Annotated in this window: 18 protein-coding genes; 13 read left to right on the forward strand and 5 right to left on the reverse strand. The window is 66.9% G+C overall.

The window, feature by feature from the left end:
- The first annotated feature begins 12 nt into the window (after positions 1-12).
- Together BOO69_RS11110 and BOO69_RS11115 are read left to right on the forward strand one after the other, a co-directional pair.
- Positions 13-1,497 (forward strand): aldehyde dehydrogenase, encoded by a 1,485-nt coding sequence (locus BOO69_RS11110; RefSeq protein ID WP_071972224.1) that lies wholly within the window; start codon positions 13-15, stop codon positions 1,495-1,497.
- A complete protein-coding gene (locus BOO69_RS11115) occupies positions 1,494-2,726 on the forward strand; it encodes a Tm-1-like ATP-binding domain-containing protein (RefSeq protein ID WP_071972225.1) in 1,233 nt (410 codons plus the stop codon). Before BOO69_RS11110 ends, BOO69_RS11115 begins: the two co-directional genes overlap by 4 nt.
- 18 nt (positions 2,727-2,744) lie before the next feature.
- Here BOO69_RS11115 and BOO69_RS11120 read toward each other — a convergent pair whose 3' ends face one another.
- The gene (locus BOO69_RS11120) at positions 2,745-3,710 is read right to left on the reverse strand and encodes an alpha/beta hydrolase family protein (protein WP_071972226.1); all 966 of its coding nucleotides are present in this window, start codon (positions 3,708-3,710) and stop codon (positions 2,745-2,747) included.
- 141 nt (positions 3,711-3,851) lie between these two features.
- Between BOO69_RS11120 and radA the strand changes: the two genes are divergently transcribed.
- The 11 genes from radA (at position 3,852) to BOO69_RS11175 (ending at position 14,174) form a co-directional block, all read left to right on the forward strand.
- Entirely contained in the window at positions 3,852-5,219 is a 1,368-nt protein-coding gene (gene radA / locus BOO69_RS11125; RefSeq protein WP_071972227.1) for a DNA repair protein RadA, read from the forward strand.
- Positions 5,220-5,245: 26 nt separating this feature from the next.
- Positions 5,246-5,800, forward strand: a complete 555-nt coding sequence (locus BOO69_RS11130; RefSeq protein ID WP_071972228.1) for a CvpA family protein — start codon at positions 5,246-5,248, stop codon at positions 5,798-5,800.
- Between the two features lie 70 nt (positions 5,801-5,870).
- Positions 5,871-6,995 (forward strand): PAS domain-containing sensor histidine kinase, encoded by a 1,125-nt coding sequence (locus tag BOO69_RS11135; RefSeq protein WP_071972229.1) that lies wholly within the window; start codon positions 5,871-5,873, stop codon positions 6,993-6,995.
- Positions 6,996-7,154: 159 nt separating this feature from the next.
- Complete coding sequence (gene purF, locus BOO69_RS11140) at positions 7,155-8,639, forward strand: amidophosphoribosyltransferase (protein WP_071972230.1); 1,485 nt, start codon at positions 7,155-7,157, stop codon at positions 8,637-8,639.
- Positions 8,640-8,682: 43 nt separating this feature from the next.
- Positions 8,683-9,105, forward strand: a complete 423-nt coding sequence (locus BOO69_RS11145) for a DUF1801 domain-containing protein (RefSeq protein ID WP_156874911.1) — start codon at positions 8,683-8,685, stop codon at positions 9,103-9,105.
- A gap of 119 nt (positions 9,106-9,224) precedes the next feature.
- The gene (locus BOO69_RS11150; protein ID WP_071972232.1) at positions 9,225-9,491 is read left to right on the forward strand and encodes a pilus assembly protein PilZ; all 267 of its coding nucleotides are present in this window, start codon (positions 9,225-9,227) and stop codon (positions 9,489-9,491) included.
- 43 nt (positions 9,492-9,534) lie between these two features.
- Positions 9,535-10,170 (forward strand): SDR family NAD(P)-dependent oxidoreductase, encoded by a 636-nt coding sequence (locus BOO69_RS11155; protein WP_071973779.1) that lies wholly within the window; start codon positions 9,535-9,537, stop codon positions 10,168-10,170.
- 81 nt (positions 10,171-10,251) lie between these two features.
- Positions 10,252-11,037, forward strand: a complete 786-nt coding sequence (gene surE / locus BOO69_RS11160; RefSeq protein WP_071972233.1) for a 5'/3'-nucleotidase SurE — start codon at positions 10,252-10,254, stop codon at positions 11,035-11,037.
- Complete coding sequence (locus tag BOO69_RS11165; protein ID WP_071972234.1) at positions 11,034-11,690, forward strand: protein-L-isoaspartate(D-aspartate) O-methyltransferase; 657 nt, start codon at positions 11,034-11,036, stop codon at positions 11,688-11,690. The genes surE and BOO69_RS11165 overlap by 4 nt, the downstream gene beginning before the upstream one ends.
- A 62-nt stretch (positions 11,691-11,752) precedes the next feature.
- Positions 11,753-13,000 (forward strand): LysM peptidoglycan-binding domain-containing M23 family metallopeptidase, encoded by a 1,248-nt coding sequence (locus tag BOO69_RS11170; protein ID WP_071973780.1) that lies wholly within the window; start codon positions 11,753-11,755, stop codon positions 12,998-13,000.
- A gap of 145 nt (positions 13,001-13,145) precedes the next feature.
- Positions 13,146-14,174, forward strand: a complete 1,029-nt coding sequence (locus BOO69_RS11175; RefSeq protein WP_071972235.1) for a Hint domain-containing protein — start codon at positions 13,146-13,148, stop codon at positions 14,172-14,174.
- Between the two features lie 2 nt (positions 14,175-14,176).
- Here the strand turns inward: BOO69_RS11175 and BOO69_RS11180 are convergent, their stop codons facing one another.
- Genes BOO69_RS11180 through BOO69_RS11195 form a run of 4 tightly spaced genes read right to left on the reverse strand, consistent with a single transcriptional unit; the run spans position 14,177 to position 16,830 of the window.
- A complete protein-coding gene (locus BOO69_RS11180) occupies positions 14,177-15,019 on the reverse strand; it encodes an ATP-binding protein (protein WP_156874912.1) in 843 nt (280 codons plus the stop codon).
- The gene (tatC, locus tag BOO69_RS11185) at positions 15,016-15,903 is read right to left on the reverse strand and encodes a twin-arginine translocase subunit TatC (RefSeq protein WP_071972237.1); all 888 of its coding nucleotides are present in this window, start codon (positions 15,901-15,903) and stop codon (positions 15,016-15,018) included. Before tatC ends, BOO69_RS11180 begins: the two co-directional genes overlap by 4 nt.
- Before the next feature lie 3 nt (positions 15,904-15,906).
- Positions 15,907-16,560: a Sec-independent protein translocase protein TatB gene (gene tatB, locus BOO69_RS11190; protein ID WP_071972238.1), complete on the reverse strand. Its 654-nt coding sequence runs from the start codon at positions 16,558-16,560 to the stop codon at positions 15,907-15,909.
- 6 nt (positions 16,561-16,566) lie between these two features.
- Positions 16,567-16,830, reverse strand: a complete 264-nt coding sequence (locus BOO69_RS11195; protein WP_071972239.1) for a twin-arginine translocase TatA/TatE family subunit — start codon at positions 16,828-16,830, stop codon at positions 16,567-16,569.
- Between the last annotated feature and the right edge of the window lie 86 nt (positions 16,831-16,916).

Genomic DNA, 16,916 nt, shown 5'->3' on the forward strand with positions numbered 1-16,916 from the left:
AAGGAGCTTTCGATGGATCAAGGCCGAATCGCCGAACTGAGGGACCTTCCCGTGCCCCCTGCCCGCCACCTGATCGACGGTGCGCCGGTCGCCGCCTCGGACGGGGGAGAGATGGAGGTCCGCTCGCCCCTGAACGGCGCGGTGCTGACGCGCATGGCGAAAGGCACCCGTGCCGATGCCGACAGTGCCGTGGCGGCGGCGCGGCGGGCCTTCGACGGCGGTGTCTGGGCCGGGCTGGCCCCCTCGGCGCGCAAGGCGGTGATGCTGAAATGGGCAGACCTGATCGAACGGAACGCGCTGGAGCTTGCCGTGCTGGGCGTGCGCGAGAACGGCACCGAGATCGGCATGGCGCTCAAGGCCGAGCCGATGTCGGCCGCCGCGACCATCCGCTATTACGCCGAAAGCATCGACAAGCTTTACGGTGAAATCGCGCCGACCGCCCCCGGCACGCTGGGGCTTGTGCACCGCGAACCTGCGGGCGTGGTGGGCGCGATCGTGCCGTGGAACTTTCCCCTCATGATCGGGGCATGGAAACTGGGACCGGCGCTTGCGGCGGGTTGCAGCGTCGTGCTGAAACCGGCGGAAACCGCGTCGCTGACCTTGCTGCGCATCGCGGAACTGGCGCTGGAGGCGGGTCTGCCGGACGGCGTGCTGAACGTCGTGACCGGCCCCGGCAGCGACGTGGGCGCGGCGATCGCGGAGTCGATGGACGTGGACGTGCTGGTCTTTACCGGCTCGGGCCCCACGGGGCGGCGGCTGCTGGAGGCATCGGCGCGGTCGAACCTCAAGCGGGTCTATCTGGAACTGGGGGGCAAGTCGCCCAACATCGTCTTTGCCGACGCGCCGGACCTGGACGAGGCGGTCAAGGTCGCGGCGAACGGGATCTTTCGCAACGCGGGCCAGGTCTGCATCGCGGGGTCGCGCCTGCTGGTCGAGCGCAGCATCCACGACACCTTCGTCGAAAAGCTGGCCGCCTTCACCGAAACGATGAAGGTGGGCGACCCGCTCGACCCCGGCACCGCCTGCGGGGCGGTCAATTCGCAGGCGCAGCTTGAACGCAACCTCGCCTTCGTGGAGGAGGCCCGCGCGCAGGGCCGCACCATCGCCACCGGCGGGTCACGCATCCTGACGGAAACCGGCGGCTATTTCATGGCGCCCACCGTCGTGACCGGCGTGCAGCCCGACGACCGCATCGTGCGCGAAGAGGTTTTCGGCCCGGTGCTCGCCGTGCAGGCCTTCGATACGGAGGACGAGGCCGTGGCGCTGGCCAACGGCACGGACTACGGTCTTGCCGCGGCGGTCTGGACCGCCGACCTGAGCCGTGCGCATCGCATGGTCCGGCGCATCCGCGCAGGGCTGGTGCACGTGAACACCTATGGCGGCTCGGACCTCACGGTGCCGCTGGGCGGCGTGGGCCAGTCCGGCAACGGGCACGACAAGTCGCTGCATGCCTTCGACAAGTATCTCGACCTCAAGACCGCGTGGATCAAGCTATGACGGACCGCACCATTCTCGTGGTCGGCACCTACGACACCAAGGACGACGAACTGACCTACATCGCCGATGTGATCCGGGCGCAGGGCGGCGGGGTGGTGACCATGGATGTGAGCGTCCTTGGCGACCCGGCGAACCCCACCGACATCTCCAAGCACCAAGTGGCCGAGGCCGGGGGACATTCCATCGCCGAAGCCATCGACAGCGGCGACGAGAACACGGCGATGCAGATCATGGCAAAGGGCGCCGCCACAGAAGCCCTGCGGCTTCACCGGGCGGGCGAGGTGCACGGCGTGATCGTTCTGGGCGGCACGATGGGCACCGACCTCGCGCTCGATGTCTGCGCCGCGCTGCCGCTGGGGGTGCCGAAATACATCGTCTCCACCGTCAGCTTCTCGCCCCTGATCCCGCCCGAGCGGCTGGCGGCAGATGTCCAGATGATCCTCTGGGCCGGGGGGCTCTACGGGCTGAATTCCGTCTGCAAGGCGTCGCTGTCGCAGGCGGCGGGCGCGGTACTGGGCGCGGCCCGCGCGGTCGAGCCGCCCGCGCGGGACCGCCCGCTGATCGGCATGACATCCTTTGGCAAGACTGTGCTGCGCTACATGGTGGCGCTGAAACCCGCGCTGGAAGAGCGCGGTTTCGAGGTCGCCGTGTTCCACGCAACCGGCATGGGCGGACGCGCCTTCGAGAGCCTCGCGGCAGAGGGCGCCTTTGCCGCCGTGATGGATTTCGCGCCGCAAGAGGTGGGCAACCACCTGATGGGATCGACCATCAGCGCGGGGGCCGACCGCATGACGGCCGCCGGGGCCGCCGGCATCCCGCAGATCGTCTCGACCGGCTGTTACGATCTTGTCGATTTCGTGGGCTGGCAGGAGCCGCCGCCGCGCGTTGCCGGTCAGGAGGTGCACGCCCACAATCGCCTGCTGTCCTCGGTGATGATGACGGCGGAGCAGCGGCGCGAGATGGCCCGCACCCTGTGCGCCAAACTGGCGCGGGCCACCGGGCCGAGCGTGCTGATCCTGCCCGAGCAGGGCGGCAACGAATGGGACCGCCCCGGCGGCCCGCTGTCGGACCCGGAGGGGCTGGCGGCCTTCGTGGCCGAGATCGGGGCGCACTGCCCGGACGGCACGCGCCTGATCCCGCTGGATGCGCATATCAACGACGATGCCTTTGCCGCGCAGGTGCTGGAAGTCTTTGACGGCTGGATCGCTGACGGCACGGTCACACGGTAGACTCGCGCGGCGCCGGACTTATTGGCGCGTGCGGGCTGCCAGACCTTCCAGCACCTGATCCAGCAGGCGGGCGTGGACCGCGCGGCGGGCATCGGGGGAGGATGCGCAAAGCGCGGGATCGCCGCCGTCCTCGCGCAGGATCCTTGACCCGGTCTCGGTGCAGACGGCAAAGGCATCGGCGGGCGCTGCATCCGGAATGGCAGCCAGCGTCGCCCCGTCGGGCGCGGGGCCGCCCGGCGCACCCAGCCGGACGATATGTGCCGGGGCGCTCATCCGCCCCATGCCGTCCTGCCATGCCGCGCGGTATTCCGGGGCAACCGCGACGACCGAAGCGACACGCGGATCGCCACGCATCCGGTCAAGCCGGTCCCGCCGCACATCCGCGAGTGTGCGGCCCTGCCGTTCCAGCCAGCCGCAATCCGGTCCCCCTGCCCCATCGCAGGACGCAGCAAAGATCGCCGGATCGATCCGGGCGCCCCCCGCCAGCAGTGCAGCCGTTCCGCCGAGGGCGAAACCCACCACCGAGATACGGTTCGTGTCCACATGCCGGGACCAGACCGGATCCGACAGGACCCTGTCCATTGTGGCGACGATATCACGGGGGCGCTGCCATATCTCGTCCACCGCATCGCCCGCCCCGGTGACGCGCGGGCCATTGACTTCGACCGCGATCATATCCCTCCGCGCGAGCGCGGCGCTCAGCCAGGCGCCCGAGTCCGTCGCCGATCTGAGCCCCCCGTGCGAGACGATGACAAGCGGCAACCGCCCGGTGGGAAGCGGCGCAGCGGGGGCGGCAGTGGCGCCACGAAAGACCGCGTTGCCGCCGACAACCTCGGCCGCCTCGGTATCGGACGGATACCAGATCGTCAGGTCGATCTGTCGCTCCGGCCCACCGACCTGCGCCAGACGCGCGACGCCCGGTGCAGGCTCGGCCACGGCGATCAGGGGACAGAGGGCCAGCAGCAGTAAGACAAGATATTTCATGAGGCCTCCGCAAAGTGGAACCAATTGCGTCCACATGGCCCGAACGGCGCGGACAGCGCAACCGGGTGACGGCCCACCCGCAGGGGGCGCCGGGGGCGGGAATTCCTTTGACCTCCCCTTGCGCCGGGGGCACAAGGCAGCATGGCAAAACCGACCAAGACTTTCACCTGCACCGCCTGCGGCGCGTCCTACAACAAGTGGTCCGGGCGCTGCGACGCCTGCGGCGCGTGGAACACCATTCAGGAGGACACGGGCATTTCCGCAGGGCCGCCCAGCAAGTCGCTGGGCGCCCGGCGCGGATCGGCGATGACGCTGACCGATCTCGGGACGGAGGAATCGCCGCCGCCGCGCAGCAAGAGCCGGATCGAGGAACTGGACCGCGTGCTGGGCGGCGGGCTCGTACCCGCCTCGGCGATCCTCGTGGGGGGGGATCCGGGGATCGGCAAGTCCACGCTGCTGTTGCAGGCCGCGGCGCAGTTCGCCCGCAACGGTTTGTCGACGATCTATGTCAGCGGCGAAGAGGCCAGCGCACAGGTCAGGATGCGGGCGCAGCGGCTGGGGCTGGCGGACGCGCCGGTCAGACTGGCAGCCGAGACCAACCTGCGCGACATCCTGACCACGCTCGACAAGGAACGCCCGCAACTGGCGATCATCGATTCCATCCAGACCATGTGGGCCGACAACGTCGAAAGCGCGCCCGGCTCCGTCAGCCAGGTGCGCGCCGCCAGTCACGAGCTGACCGCCTTCGCCAAGCGGACCGGCACCTCCGTCATCCTCGTGGGTCACGTCACCAAGGACGGCCAGATCGCCGGCCCCCGCGTGGTCGAGCACATGGTCGATACCGTCCTCTACTTCGAGGGCGAGCGCGGCCACCAGTTCCGCATCCTGCGCGCGGTCAAGAACCGCTTCGGCCCGGCGGACGAGATCGGGGTGTTCGAGATGACGGGGCGGGGACTGGCAGAGGTCGGCAACCCCTCGGCGCTGTTCCTGTCAGAGCGCGGCCAGCCCTCAGCCGGATCGGTCGTCTTTGCCGGTATCGAGGGCACGCGGCCCGTTTTGGTCGAATTCCAGGCGCTGGTCGCACCTTCGCCGCATGCGCAGGCCCGACGCACGGTCGTGGGCTGGGACAGCGGGCGGCTCGCGATGATCCTCGCGGTGCTGGAGGCGCGCTGCGGCATCCCCTTTGCAGGGCTGGACGTCTATCTGAACGTGGCCGGCGGCATGAAGGTGTCGGAACCCGCCGCCGATCTCGCGGTTGCCGCCGCGCTCCTGAGCGCGCGCGAGGATGTCGCCCTGCCCGCCGAAACCGTGGTTTTCGGGGAAATCAGCCTCTCCGGTGCGCTGCGTCCCGCCAGCCAGACTGAAAACAGGTTGAAAGAGGCGCAAAAACTTGGTTTTACCTCCGCAATCGCGCCCGCAGGGGGCAAGGCGGTTGGAACGACGGGCATCGCGCTCAATCAACTGGGCGATCTGACCGGATTTGTCGGTGAAATATTCGGCGCGGGATAGCGCCCAGCTACGAAGGCAGGCAGCAGATGGAAGGCTTTACCATTATCGACGGCGTGGTGGCGCTGGTCATCGTGCTATCGGCGCTGTTGGCCTATGGCCGCGGGCTGGTGCGCGAATTGATGGCGATCGTCGGCTGGGTCGCCGCCGCCGTGCTCGCCTATCTCTTTGCCCCGCAGGTCGAGCCGTTGGTCCGCGAATTGCCCGTGGTGGGCGAATTCCTCGCCGACAGCTGCGAATTGTCCATCATCGGTGCCTTCGCGATCGTGTTCGCCGTGGCCCTGATCGTCGTGTCCCTGTTCACGCCGCTGTTTTCCTCGCTGGTCCAACGCTCCGTCCTTGGCGGGCTGGACCAGGGGCTGGGGTTCATCTTCGGCGTGGCGCGCGGCATCATCCTCGTGGCCATCGCCTTCTTCGTCTATGAGACCGTGATCCCCGATCAGGAATTCACCATGGTCGACGACAGCCGGTCGGCGACGGTCTTTGCCCGCTTCACCGACCGGATCGAAGAGCAGAACCCGGAGAACGCCCTGGGCTGGATCACCACCCGTTACGAAGAACTGGTGGGCAACTGCGGCGCCTGACGCTTCGCGGGCGCGCTTAACACTCTGTTAGACAGGCCGTCGTAGGGTTCTGCGGCAAAGGAGCAGCCTGATGTCAGAGTCCGACCCCTACGCCCATCTCGATCACGTCGCCGCACCGCTCTTCGTGCTGGAAATCGACACGCGCGGCCTGCCTGTCTATCGCGCGTTCAACGCCCATGCGCGTGGCATCAGCGGGCGGCCCCTTTCGGACTACCTCGGCCGGACCGCCGCCGAGGTTTACGACACCGCCTACGGTCGTACCGCGCTGGCCCGGCACTGCCAGGTGGCCGAAGCGGGCACGGCGCTGACCTACGAACTGCAACTGCCGCTGGCGGGCGAGGTGCGGCAAGTGCGGACCACGCTGTCTCCCGAGCTGGATGCACAGGGACGCGGGCAACGGCTTTTCGGTACGTCGCTGGACATCACCGACCAGACCCGCGCGCGGGAGGCCAAGGTCTCCTACGACACGGCAGCCTCCGAGATGGAGCAATTCGTCGCCATGGCGGCACACGACCTGCGCGCGCCGATGCGCAACGTCACCATGCTGGCAGAGGTGCTGCGGCAGGATTTCGTCGATCACGGAGATGGCAAGCTGGAAATGATCGACATGATGGACGGCATCGCCGAGAAGACCATGAAACTGATCGACGACATCCTCGCGCACAGTCAGTCGGTCGAGCTCGAGCAGACAGAGGCGCTGTGCGACCTGTCCGAAATGACCTGCCTGATCTGCGACATCCTCGACCCCGAAGAACGCCATCAGGTCACCGTCACGCCCGCCACCCTGCTGACCGACAAGACGGCGCTGCACATCGCGCTGCGCAACCTGATTGAGAACGCCGTGAAGCACGCCGGGCGCCTGTCGCTGATGCTGGACATCTCGGTCGAGGAACGCGCGAACGGCTGGATCGCCGTGACACTCGAGGACAACGGCAAGGGCTTCACCGAGGCGGCAACGAGGCTGATGAACGGCGGCAGCTTCCGGATCGACGGTGGATACGGGCTTTTCGGGGTGCGGCGGATCATCCGTGCGCGCGGCGGCATGATGAGCGCGCGCAATTCCGCGATCACCGGTGGCGCCATCATCAGCTTCACCCTGCCCGGACGGATCGTCGCCTGCAGCGATCTGCCCGGCGCGCCACGGGCCGAACTGAGGAACGACAACGCGGGTGAAGGGCTGCTGCGGCAGGCTTAGATCCGGCGGCGGCAAGGCCCGGTCCACAGTCACAGGTTTGAAACAATCCCGCCCGGCAAGCGGGCGGCGGGGTGACACTGGCGGTCAAGAGCCCTACATAGGCGGCAAGCCCAACCGGATTCGGAGCTGCCCGCCGTGACAAAGCCCACTTCCAAGATCATGCCTCCCGCACACCCTTTCGACACGTCCTACCTCAGGGACGGGGACGACGAGGACAAGCTGAAGGAGGAATGCGGCATCTTCGGGGTGGTCGGCGTGGCCGACGCCGCGAATTTCGTGGCGCTGGGGCTTCACGCGCTGCAACACCGGGGTCAGGAAGCGGGGGGCATTGTCTCCTACCAGCCGGAGGCGGGGTTTCAGTCCGCCCGGCGCTTTGGCTACGTCCGCGACAACTTCACCAGCCAGGCGGTGATGGAGACGCTGCCGGGCGAGCTGGCCATCGGCCACGTGCGCTATTCCACGGCCGGGTCCAAGGGCCAGACCGCGATCCGCGACGTGCAGCCGTTCTTCGGCGAATTCGCCATGGGCGGCGCCGCCATCGCGCATAACGGCAACATCACCAACGCCAACGCCCTGCGCCGCGAGCTGATCGAACGCGGCTCGATCTTCCAGTCCTCGTCGGACAGTGAATGCATCATCCACCTGATGGCCCGTTCCCTGCAACGCAACGTGCCCGAACGCATGGAAGACGCGCTACGGCGGGTCGAGGGCGCCTTTTCGGTGGTCGCGATGACCCGCACCAAGCTGATCGGCGTGCGCGATCCGCTGGGCGTGCGCCCCCTGGTGCTGGGAAAGGTGGGCGATGGCTGGGCGCTGAGTTCGGAGACCTGCGCACTGGACATCATCGGCGCCGAGTTCGTGCGCGAGATCGAGCCCGGAGAAATGGTCGTCATCACCCCGAGCGGCGTGGAAAGCCATTTCCCCTTCCGCCGCCAGCCGTCGCGGTTCTGTATCTTCGAACACGTGTATTTCAGCCGGCCCGACAGCATCCTCGGCGGTCGCTCGGTCTATGAAACCCGCGAGAACATCGGCCGGGAACTGGCCAAGGAGAGCCCGGTCGACGCCGATCTGGTCTGCCCGGTGCCGGACAGCGGCACACCGGCGGCGATCGGTTACAGTCTCGAATCCGGCATCCCCTATGCCATGGGCATCATCCGCAACCAGTACATGGGCCGCACCTTCATCGAACCGACGGAGCAGATCCGCAACATGGGCGTGCGCCTGAAGCTGAACGTGAACCGCGCCCTGATCAAGGGCAAGCGGGTGATCCTCGTCGACGACAGCGTGGTGCGCGGCACCACCAGCCGCAAGATCAAGGAAATGATCCTCGACGCCGGCGCGGCCGAGGTCCACTTCCGGATCGCCTCGCCACCGACGGCGTGGCCCTGTTTCTACGGCGTGGACACGCCCCAGCGCGAGAAGCTGCTGGCCGCGACCATGTCAGAAGACGAGATGCGCGATCACTTGCAGGTCGACAGCCTCAAGTTCATCTCGCTCGACGGTCTCTACCGCGCCGTGGGCGAGGCCGGGGGCCGCGACTCCAAGTGTCCGCAATACTGCGACGCCTGTTTCTCGGGCGAATATCCGGTCACTCCGGCGGACAAGGTGAACGAAGGCTTCAAGATGAAGACGGCAGCGGAGTAATCTGCTGCCGCTTTCTGTCAGCTGTGGCTGCCATCATGGCAGGATGCAGCACGCCCCCGCCCCTCTTCTTGCCGTTCTGAATACTTGGCCGGCGCCCGCGCGTGACGCGCTGTGGGCGTGCCGTGCGTTGTTCTTTCAGGCTGCGGACCGCGTGGGCGTTGCCCCGCTGGAGGAAAGTCTCAAGTGGGGACAGCCCGCCTGGCGGCCCTCGAAACCGCGCACCGGCAGCACGCTGCGCATGGACTGGTCGCCGCACGATCCCGACCGGATCAGCTTCCTGATCGACTGCAAGACCGATCTTGCCGCCCGGATGCGGGACATCCACCCCGACATGGGGGACAACGACGGTCGCCGCCGGATCACGTGCGACCTGGGGCGGGCGCTGCCCGAGCAGGCGGTCTCTCACCTCGCGGAAATGACCTTTTGCTACCATCTGTCGCGGCGCGGATCGCGCGGCTTCGGCTGAAGCCCGCGCAGCCTTCGGCAAGGCTTGGCTGATCCGCGCCCGGTCCCCTTCTGCCTCCGGCGCGACCTTGTTAGCTGGCCGTCTGAACAGAGAATCGGCAATCCGCGCAGAGGCACGAGATGAGCAACACGGACACACAACACCCCACCCCGCGCAACGTGGCTGACCTTGCCACCACCGAAGCACGGCTGGATCGCACCGCCCTGATCGGCATTTTCGGCAGCGAGACCGCGCCGGGCGCTCTGGTCCGGACACCCAACGGCCGGATCACCCGCGTCGGCCTCGGCGATACGGTCGCCGGCGGCACCGTCGCCGCCATCGGAGAGGGCCAGCTGGTGCTCAACGTGCGGGGCCGCGCCAAGGCATTGAAACTGCCCCAGGGCTGAGCGGCCTATTGACGGCGGGCCTGCATCAAGGCACATGGCGCGCATGACAAAGACCGCATTGATCACCGGCGCCTCGCGCGGCCTTGGGGCCGCCCTGGCGGAGGCGCTCTGCGCCAGCCACCACATCATCGCCGTGGCCCGGACCACCGGCGCGCTCGAGGAGCTGGACGACCGTATCCAGGCGCGGGGCGGTTCGGCGACGCTTGCGCCCATGGACGTGACGACAGCGGACGCGATGGCGGTGCTCTGCCGCGGCATCCACGACCGGTGGGGCAGCCTGGACCTGTGGTGTCACACGGCTGTCCATGCCGCGCCGCTGGCGCCGGCAGACCATGTCGATCCCAAGGACATGGCCAAGTCGGTGTCCTGCAACGTCACCGCGACCGCGACGCTGATCGCCTATGTCTCGCCCCTGCTGGGGCCGTCCGGACAGGCGGTGTTCTTCGACGATCCCCGCGCGGGCGCGAAGTTCTTCGGTGCCTACGGCGCGACCAAGGCGGCGCAGATCGCGATGGCGCGGTCGTGGGCGGCCGAAACGGCCAAGATCGGACCCAAGGTTCACGTGCTGACGCCGGAACCGATGCCCACCGCGACCCGCGCCCGCTTCTTTCCGGGCGAGGACCGCACGGTGCTGGCCGATCCCCATGCCCAGGCCGCTGCGGTAATCGCGCAACTCTGACGGGGGTTCCCCGGACAATATCCCCGACCCGTCCTTGCCGCTCGCGCGGGCCTCGCCTATCAAGGGCAAAAGGGCCTTTTTATGCGCATTCTCATCACCAACGACGACGGCATCGACGCACCCGGACTGGCGGTCCTCGCCCGCATCGCGGAAGATATCGCGGGCCCGGACGGCGAGGTCTGGACGGTCGCCCCGGCGTTCGAGCAATCGGGGGTCGGCCACTGCATCAACTACGTCAAGCCCACCATGATCAGCAAACTGGGCACGCGCCGCTATGCCGCCGAAGGGTCTCCGGCCGACTGCGTGCTGATCGGGGTGCACGACGTGATGAAGGACAGCCTCCCCGACCTGGTGCTGTCCGGCGTGAACAGGGGCAATAATTCGGCTGAGAACACGCTTTATTCGGGCACCATCGGTGGCGCGATGGAGGCAGCGCTTCAGGGGTTCCCGGCCATCGCCCTGTCGCAGTACTACGGCCCCGACAACCGTGACCTCGACGACCCGTTCGAGGCGGCAGCGACCTTCGGCGCCGACGTGGTCCGCCGTATTCTCGATGCGAACCCGGCCGAAGACGGCGCCTATTCGCTGTTCTACAACGTGAACTTTCCGCCCGTGCCGGCAAAGGCAGTCAAGGGAACGCGGCTCGCGCCGCAGGGCCGCCGCCCCGGTGTCGTGCACGGAACAGAGCCGCACACCTCACCTTCCGGGCGGCGGTTTTCATGGATCAAGGGGGGTGACCAGCGGGTCATGGCCGCGCCGGGAACCGATGCGGCGGTCAATCTGGACGGATATGTTTCGGTCACCCCGATGCGGGCGGACCTGACCGCGCACGAGATCATGGACCAGTTGGCAGGCATCGATACGTGACCGACGAGGAACTGTCAGAAGCCGAACGCAAGATGCAGTTCCTCTATGCGCTGCGCTCCAAGGGGGTGACGGACAACCGTGTCCTGAACGCGATGGAAACGATCGACCGGGGCCCCTTCATCAAGGGTCTTTTCGCGCAACGCGCCTACGAGGACATGCCGCTGCCGATCGCCTGCGGACAGACCATCAGCCAGCCTTCGGTCGTCGGGCTGATGACCCAGGCGCTGGAAATCTCGCCCCGGGACAAGGTGCTCGAGATCGGCACCGGCTCGGGCTACCAGGCGGCGATCCTCAGCAAGCTTGCGCGCCGGGTGTATACCATCGACCGGCACCGCCGGCTGGTGCACGACGCGCGCGCGATCTTTGAACAGATGGACCTGAACAACATCACCGCGATCACCGCCGACGGCAGCTTTGGCCTGGTCGAGCAGGCGCCGTTCGACCGGATCATCGTCACGGCCGCGGCGGAGGATCCGCCCAGTCCGCTGCTCGCACAGCTCAAGGAAGGCGGGATCATGGTCCTGCCGGTCGGCCAGTCCGACGCGGTGCAGCACCTGATCCGTGTGCGGAAAACCGCCCATGGGCTCGAATATGACGAAATGCGGGCCGTTCGCTTCGTTCCGCTGCTCGAAGGGTTGGGCAAGGACACATAATTGGGCTATAAACGGCCCAAATCCCCGGATCGACACGGGGGAGGACAGATGAGGACATGCAGATGCGCCATTCATTCATGCGCCGCCCCCTGCGGCTGAGCGTCCTGGCGGGCTCCAGCGCGGTCTTGCTGGGCGCCTGCGCGAACCAGCCGCTCGACTTCGATCTGCGGGGAAACCTGGGCAATTTCACCACCGCACAGGCTGCGACGGCGCCTCTCGCGGACCGGCCCACGCCCGACAGTCGCGGTGTCATCTCCTATCCGAACTACCAGGTGGCCGTTGCCCGCCGTGGCGACACGCTTGCCGATGTGGCTGCGCGGGTGGGCGCAAGCACCACGCAGCTGGCCAGTTACAACGGCATCGACCCCGCCGTGCCGCTGCGCAAGGACGAAATCATCGCCCTGCCCAACAGGGTGGGTGAAGCGGCCCCCGCGCCCAGCGCCTCGGGCGGCCCGGTGGACATCTCCTCGCTCGCCGGGAACGCCATCGACCGCGCACCGGCAAGCCCCGGTGTCCAGACCGCGACGCTGGCCCCCGCCAGCCCCGCACCGGCCCCCGCTGCAACCGTCCAGACGGGCAAGGAGCCGATCCGCCACCGTGTCGAACGCGGCGAGACCGCCTATACCGTCGCGCGGCTCTATTCCGTGCCGGTCAAGGCGCTGGCAGAATGGAACGGGCTCGGCGCCGATTTTGCGGTGCGCGAAGGCCAGTTCCTGCTGATCCCCGTGCCACAGCAGAACCCGCCCAAGCGCAATCCCGCGACCGGGGCGACCCAGGCCGCGGCCCCTGCACCGGCACCGGCCACCAGCATGCCGGGCGAAGGCAGCCCCACGCCGACGCCCCCTTCCGCCAAGAAGCCCCTGCCGCAGGACGATACCGCCAAGCCCCTGCCCCCCGCCGCCACGGCAGCGCCCAAGAAACCTGTCGCCGACGTGGGCGAGACCACGGTCAAGACATCGAGTGCCAAGATGGCGACACCCGTGCAGGGCAGCATCATCCGGGGCTACGCAAAGGGCAAGAACGAGGGCATCAACATCAAGGCCGCCCCCGGCGCCGCGGTCAAGGCGGCGGACAAGGGCACCGTTGCGGCGATCACCAAGAGCGCCGACGGCGTGCCGATCGTCGTGGTCCGCCACGAAGACAATCTGCTGACGGTCTATGCGAACGTGACCGACGTGAGTGTCGCGAAAGGCGATACCGTCAGCCGCGGACAGCAGATCGCCAAACTGCGCAGCGGCGACGACGCCTATGTGCATTTCGAAGTGCGCAAGGGCTTCGACAGCGTGGATCCGTCCCCCTACCTCAACTGAAGGCCCGCGCCGGGCCGCCGGCCCGGCAGGGCAAAATACCCTGAAATTGCCCCGCATTTGACTTAAACGTTCAGGTTTCGCCGCAAGCCTGCCGCGTTGCCAAACTAGACACAATCCAACGCAAAGAATTGCGATTGGATTTACGATGCCTGTCCACTACGGCTACACCAACACGATCTTCGGAACCCAGAGCACGATCAACGGCTCTGCGTTCAACTACAACTTCGCCCCACCGACGGGTGCGACCTGGCGTTACACGGGGCCGGACACCTATTTCGTCGTCGATGAAAACGACGGGGCGACGCAGTTCAACGGCGATCCCACCAACGAGATCGTGTCGCCGCAGGAACGCTTCGGCGGGATCGGGCGGCAGACCACCGACGTCAACGGAACACCACGACAGGTCATCTACGACTATACCTTCACGGTCACGGACGGCACGACGACCTGGCGGGTGGCCGTGATCGACGTCGATCTGAACAACGACAACGACGTGGAAGACGCCAACGAGGACGGGTTCTACCTCGTCTTTCCCGACGGGATGCCCCCGGCCGACACCAACCTGCGCACCGGCGGGATCGTCGACAACAGCGACCTGATACCGCACGCGTCGTTGGGCGGCACGGTTGTCTGCTTTGCCAGCGGTACGCTGATCGAAACCGACAAGGGCCCCCTGCCCGTCGAGAGCCTGTGCCCCGGCCAATTGGCCCTGACCCGTGACGGGGGCCTGCAACCGATCGCATGGATCGGCGCGACATCGGTGCCGGCGCAGGGAGATCTCGCCCCGATCGTGATCACCCGCGGCACCCTGGGCAACGACCGCGATCTGGTGGTCTCTCCGCAGCACGCGATCCTGCTTCAGGACTGGCGCGCAGATTTCTTCTTCGGACAGGAAGAAGTGCTGGTCCGCGCCAAGGATCTGCTGGGGCATGACGGCGTGTACCGGCGCCCCGGCGGGCGTGTGCGGTACTATCACGTGCTTTTCGACGCCCATCACCTGATCCGGTCCGAAGGTCTGTGGACCGAAAGCCTTTATCCCGGCGACATGACGCTGCACGCGGTCAACGAAGCGGCAGGGCAGGAAATCAGGACGCTTTTTCCCGATCTTGTCGCCTACGGGCCCAAGGTCGCGCCCTGCCTGCGTGCGTTCGAAGCCGGGCTGCTGGCGGCCTGACGTCAGGCGATGGCGACGCCCTTGCGGCCCGCCAGATCGGTGAAGTACTGCCACGCCACCCTGCCCGACCGCGCGCCCCGCGTCGCCTGCCACTCGACGGCCTCCGCGCGGAGAGTTTCATCGTCGACCGGCACGCCGTAGGCATCGCAGTAGCCGCGGATCATCGCCAGGTACTGGTCCTGATCGCAGGCATGAAAACCGAGCCAGAGCCCGAAGCGATCGGAAAGAGAGACCTTTTCCTCGACGGCCTCCGCCGGATTGATGGCGCTTCCGCGCTCGTTCTCGATCATGTCGCGCGGCATAAGGTGCCGCCGGTTCGACGTGGCATAAAGCACGACGTTGTCCGGCCGCCCTTCGATCCCGCCGTCCAGAACCGCCTTGAGCGACTTGTAGTGCGCATCGTCGTGTCCAAAGCTGAGATCGTCACAGAACAGGATGAAGCGCTGCGATGCGCCCCGCAGGAGGTTCAGCAACCGTCCGACCGAGGGCAGATCCTCCCGCTGGAGCTCGACCAGGCGCAGCGCTTCGTGCGATGCGTGAACGTCGGCGTGTATCGCCTTGACAAGGCTCGATTTTCCCATGCCCCGAGCGCCCCACAGCAGGGCGTTGTTGGCCGGCAGTCCGGCAGCGAACTGCCGCGTGTTGGCCAGCAGCGTGTCGCGCGACCGGTCGACGCCGACCAACAGGTTCAGCGCCACCCGCGAGACCTGCGCGACGGGTTCCAGCCGGTCCGGGCCGGTGTGCCAGACAAAGGCCGTCGCCGCGTCGAAATCGGGCGTGGGCATCGCGGCGGGCGCCATGCGCTCCAGCGCCGCCGCGATGCGGTCCATGGGATCGTCTATCACTTCAGGTCGTCCTCGTCGTCTTCGAGATGCTCGTCGAACGCATCATCGTCGTCGTAGTAGCCATCGGCGCGCAACTGTGCCTCACGCTTCGATTCCACGCGGCTGACAAGGAAGATCGACACCTCGTAAAGGCCGTAGACCACGACGAACAGGATCAGCTGCGTCACCACGTCGGGCGGCGTGACCAGCGCGGCCAGCAGCAGGATGCCGACGACGGCATACTTTCGCACGTTGCGAAGGCCCTCGGTGCTCACCAGCCCCGCCTTGCCCATCAGGGTCAGCAGCACCGGCAGCTGGAAACACAGGCCGAAGGCCACTATCATCTTCAGCGTGATGTCGAGGCTTTCGTTGACCTTGCCGTTGAAGACGATGTCGATCCCGCTCTTGCGCGCGTCGCCCTCGACCACCAGCGCCGTCAGGTAGGACGCGGCGTCGGAGAACCCGAGAAAGAACTGCATCGCCAGCGGCACGACGACGTAATGCGCAAAGGCCGCGCCCAGCAGGAACAGGGCGGGAGAGGCGATGAGGAACGGCAGGAAGGCGCTTTTCTCGTTCTTGTAGAGACCCGGCGCGACAAAGCGCCAGAGCTGCGTGGCGATCACGGGAAAGCTGACGGCCAGCCCCCCCACCATCGAGATGCGCACGAGGGTAAAGAAATACTCCTGCGGCGCCGTGTACTGCATCACCGGGTTCGGGTTGCCGAGATCACGCATCGTGTTCTCGATCGGCACCAGCAGGAAATCGAGGATCGTGCTGCCGAAGGAAAAGCAGATGATCATGCCCACGATGAAGGCGAGAACGGACCGGATCAGCCGGGTCCGCAACTCTGCCAGGTGTTCGATCAGCGGCGCTGCGCTGTCGTCGATATCGTCGGTGGCGCTCATCGGTTACTCTTTTTCGGCAGGCTTGGCCGCGGGTTTCTTGGCTGCGGGCTTCTTGGCGGCAGGCTTCTTCGCCGCGGGCTTCTTCGCCGCGGGCTTCTTCGCGGCGGTTTTCTTCGGGGCCGGCTTCGCCTCCTGTGTCGCCGGAGCTTTCGCGCCGGCCGGTTTCTTCGCCGTCGGGGCCTTTTCGGCGGCCGCCGGTGCTGCCGGTTTCGGCGCGGAAGCGGACGCTTCTTCCTCCAGCGCCTCGGCACGGGCCATCGCCTCGGCCGCTTCGCGCTGTTTGCGCTCCGCGGCGGCGCGGGCGGTCTGGGCCTGGATCTTCTTCACATCCTCGGCCCGCTGGGCGGCCAGCTTGCCGGTCTCGCTGTCGGGGTCGATATTGGTCAGCGACTTGGTCGCCGACTTTACCCCGTCCATCGCGGTGCCAAGCGGATTGGTCGCCGCCTTGAGCGAGGTGTTCAGGTTCGACGATATCTCGCGCATGCCGCTGCTGTCCGCGGCGTCGTTCATCGCATTGGTGAACTCGCGCGCCATGCCCTTGGCCTTGCCCACGAACTGCCCCACCTTGCGGAACAACACCGGCAGGTCCTTGGGGCCCACGACGATCAGCGCCACGATGCCCACGACCAACAGCTCGGTCCAGCTCATATCGAACATGGGTGGTTACACCTTGTCCCGGTTCACGCCCTTGTCGGCGACCCGGTCGGTCCGGGGATGGGTGCCGGTGTCGGTATGCTTGGGCAGTTCGGCACTGTCGACCTCGTCGACCTGCTTCGTCTCGTTCTCGCCCTCGCTGATACCCTTCTTGAAGCTCGTGATCCCCTTGCCGACTTCACCCATCAGGCTGGAAATCTTGCCGCGCCCGAAAAGCACGAGCACGACCACCGCGATCAGCAAAAGACCGGGCAGGCCAATATTGTTCAACATGTCATCTCTCCCGTTGTCGGGGGGAATCCCCCAGTCGCCTGCCTTGTTACGGAAAAGCCGCGTCGACGGCAAAGCGCAAAGGCCGC

The organism is Sulfitobacter alexandrii, assembly GCF_001886735.1.
GTDB lineage: Bacteria > Pseudomonadota > Alphaproteobacteria > Rhodobacterales > Rhodobacteraceae > Sulfitobacter > Sulfitobacter alexandrii.

Bases quoted from the DNA above. Each gene is read 5' to 3' on its own strand.
- BOO69_RS11175 (WP_071972235.1), top strand. From the start codon at position 13,146: ATGCCTGTCCACTACGGCTACACCAACACGATCTTCGGAACCCAGAGC.
- BOO69_RS11120 (WP_071972226.1), bottom strand. From the start codon at position 3,710: ATGAAATATCTTGTCTTACTGCTGCTGGCCCTCTGTCCCCTGATCGCC.
- BOO69_RS11135 (WP_071972229.1), top strand. From the start codon at position 5,871: ATGTCAGAGTCCGACCCCTACGCCCATCTCGATCACGTCGCCGCACCG.
- purF (WP_071972230.1), top strand. From the start codon at position 7,155: ATGCCTCCCGCACACCCTTTCGACACGTCCTACCTCAGGGACGGGGAC.
- tatC (WP_071972237.1), bottom strand. From the start codon at position 15,903: ATGAGCGCCACCGACGATATCGACGACAGCGCAGCGCCGCTGATCGAA.
- radA (WP_071972227.1), top strand. From the start codon at position 3,852: ATGGCAAAACCGACCAAGACTTTCACCTGCACCGCCTGCGGCGCGTCC.
- BOO69_RS11155 (WP_071973779.1), top strand. From the start codon at position 9,535: ATGACAAAGACCGCATTGATCACCGGCGCCTCGCGCGGCCTTGGGGCC.
- BOO69_RS11110 (WP_071972224.1), top strand. From the start codon at position 13: ATGGATCAAGGCCGAATCGCCGAACTGAGGGACCTTCCCGTGCCCCCT.
- BOO69_RS11195 (WP_071972239.1), bottom strand. From the start codon at position 16,830: ATGTTGAACAATATTGGCCTGCCCGGTCTTTTGCTGATCGCGGTGGTC.
- BOO69_RS11115 (WP_071972225.1), top strand. From the start codon at position 1,494: ATGACGGACCGCACCATTCTCGTGGTCGGCACCTACGACACCAAGGAC.
- surE (WP_071972233.1), top strand. From the start codon at position 10,252: ATGCGCATTCTCATCACCAACGACGACGGCATCGACGCACCCGGACTG.
- tatB (WP_071972238.1), bottom strand. From the start codon at position 16,560: ATGTTCGATATGAGCTGGACCGAGCTGTTGGTCGTGGGCATCGTGGCG.
- BOO69_RS11170 (WP_071973780.1), top strand. From the start codon at position 11,753: ATGCGCCATTCATTCATGCGCCGCCCCCTGCGGCTGAGCGTCCTGGCG.
- BOO69_RS11130 (WP_071972228.1), top strand. From the start codon at position 5,246: ATGGAAGGCTTTACCATTATCGACGGCGTGGTGGCGCTGGTCATCGTG.
- BOO69_RS11150 (WP_071972232.1), top strand. From the start codon at position 9,225: ATGAGCAACACGGACACACAACACCCCACCCCGCGCAACGTGGCTGAC.
- BOO69_RS11145 (WP_156874911.1), top strand. From the start codon at position 8,683: ATGCAGCACGCCCCCGCCCCTCTTCTTGCCGTTCTGAATACTTGGCCG.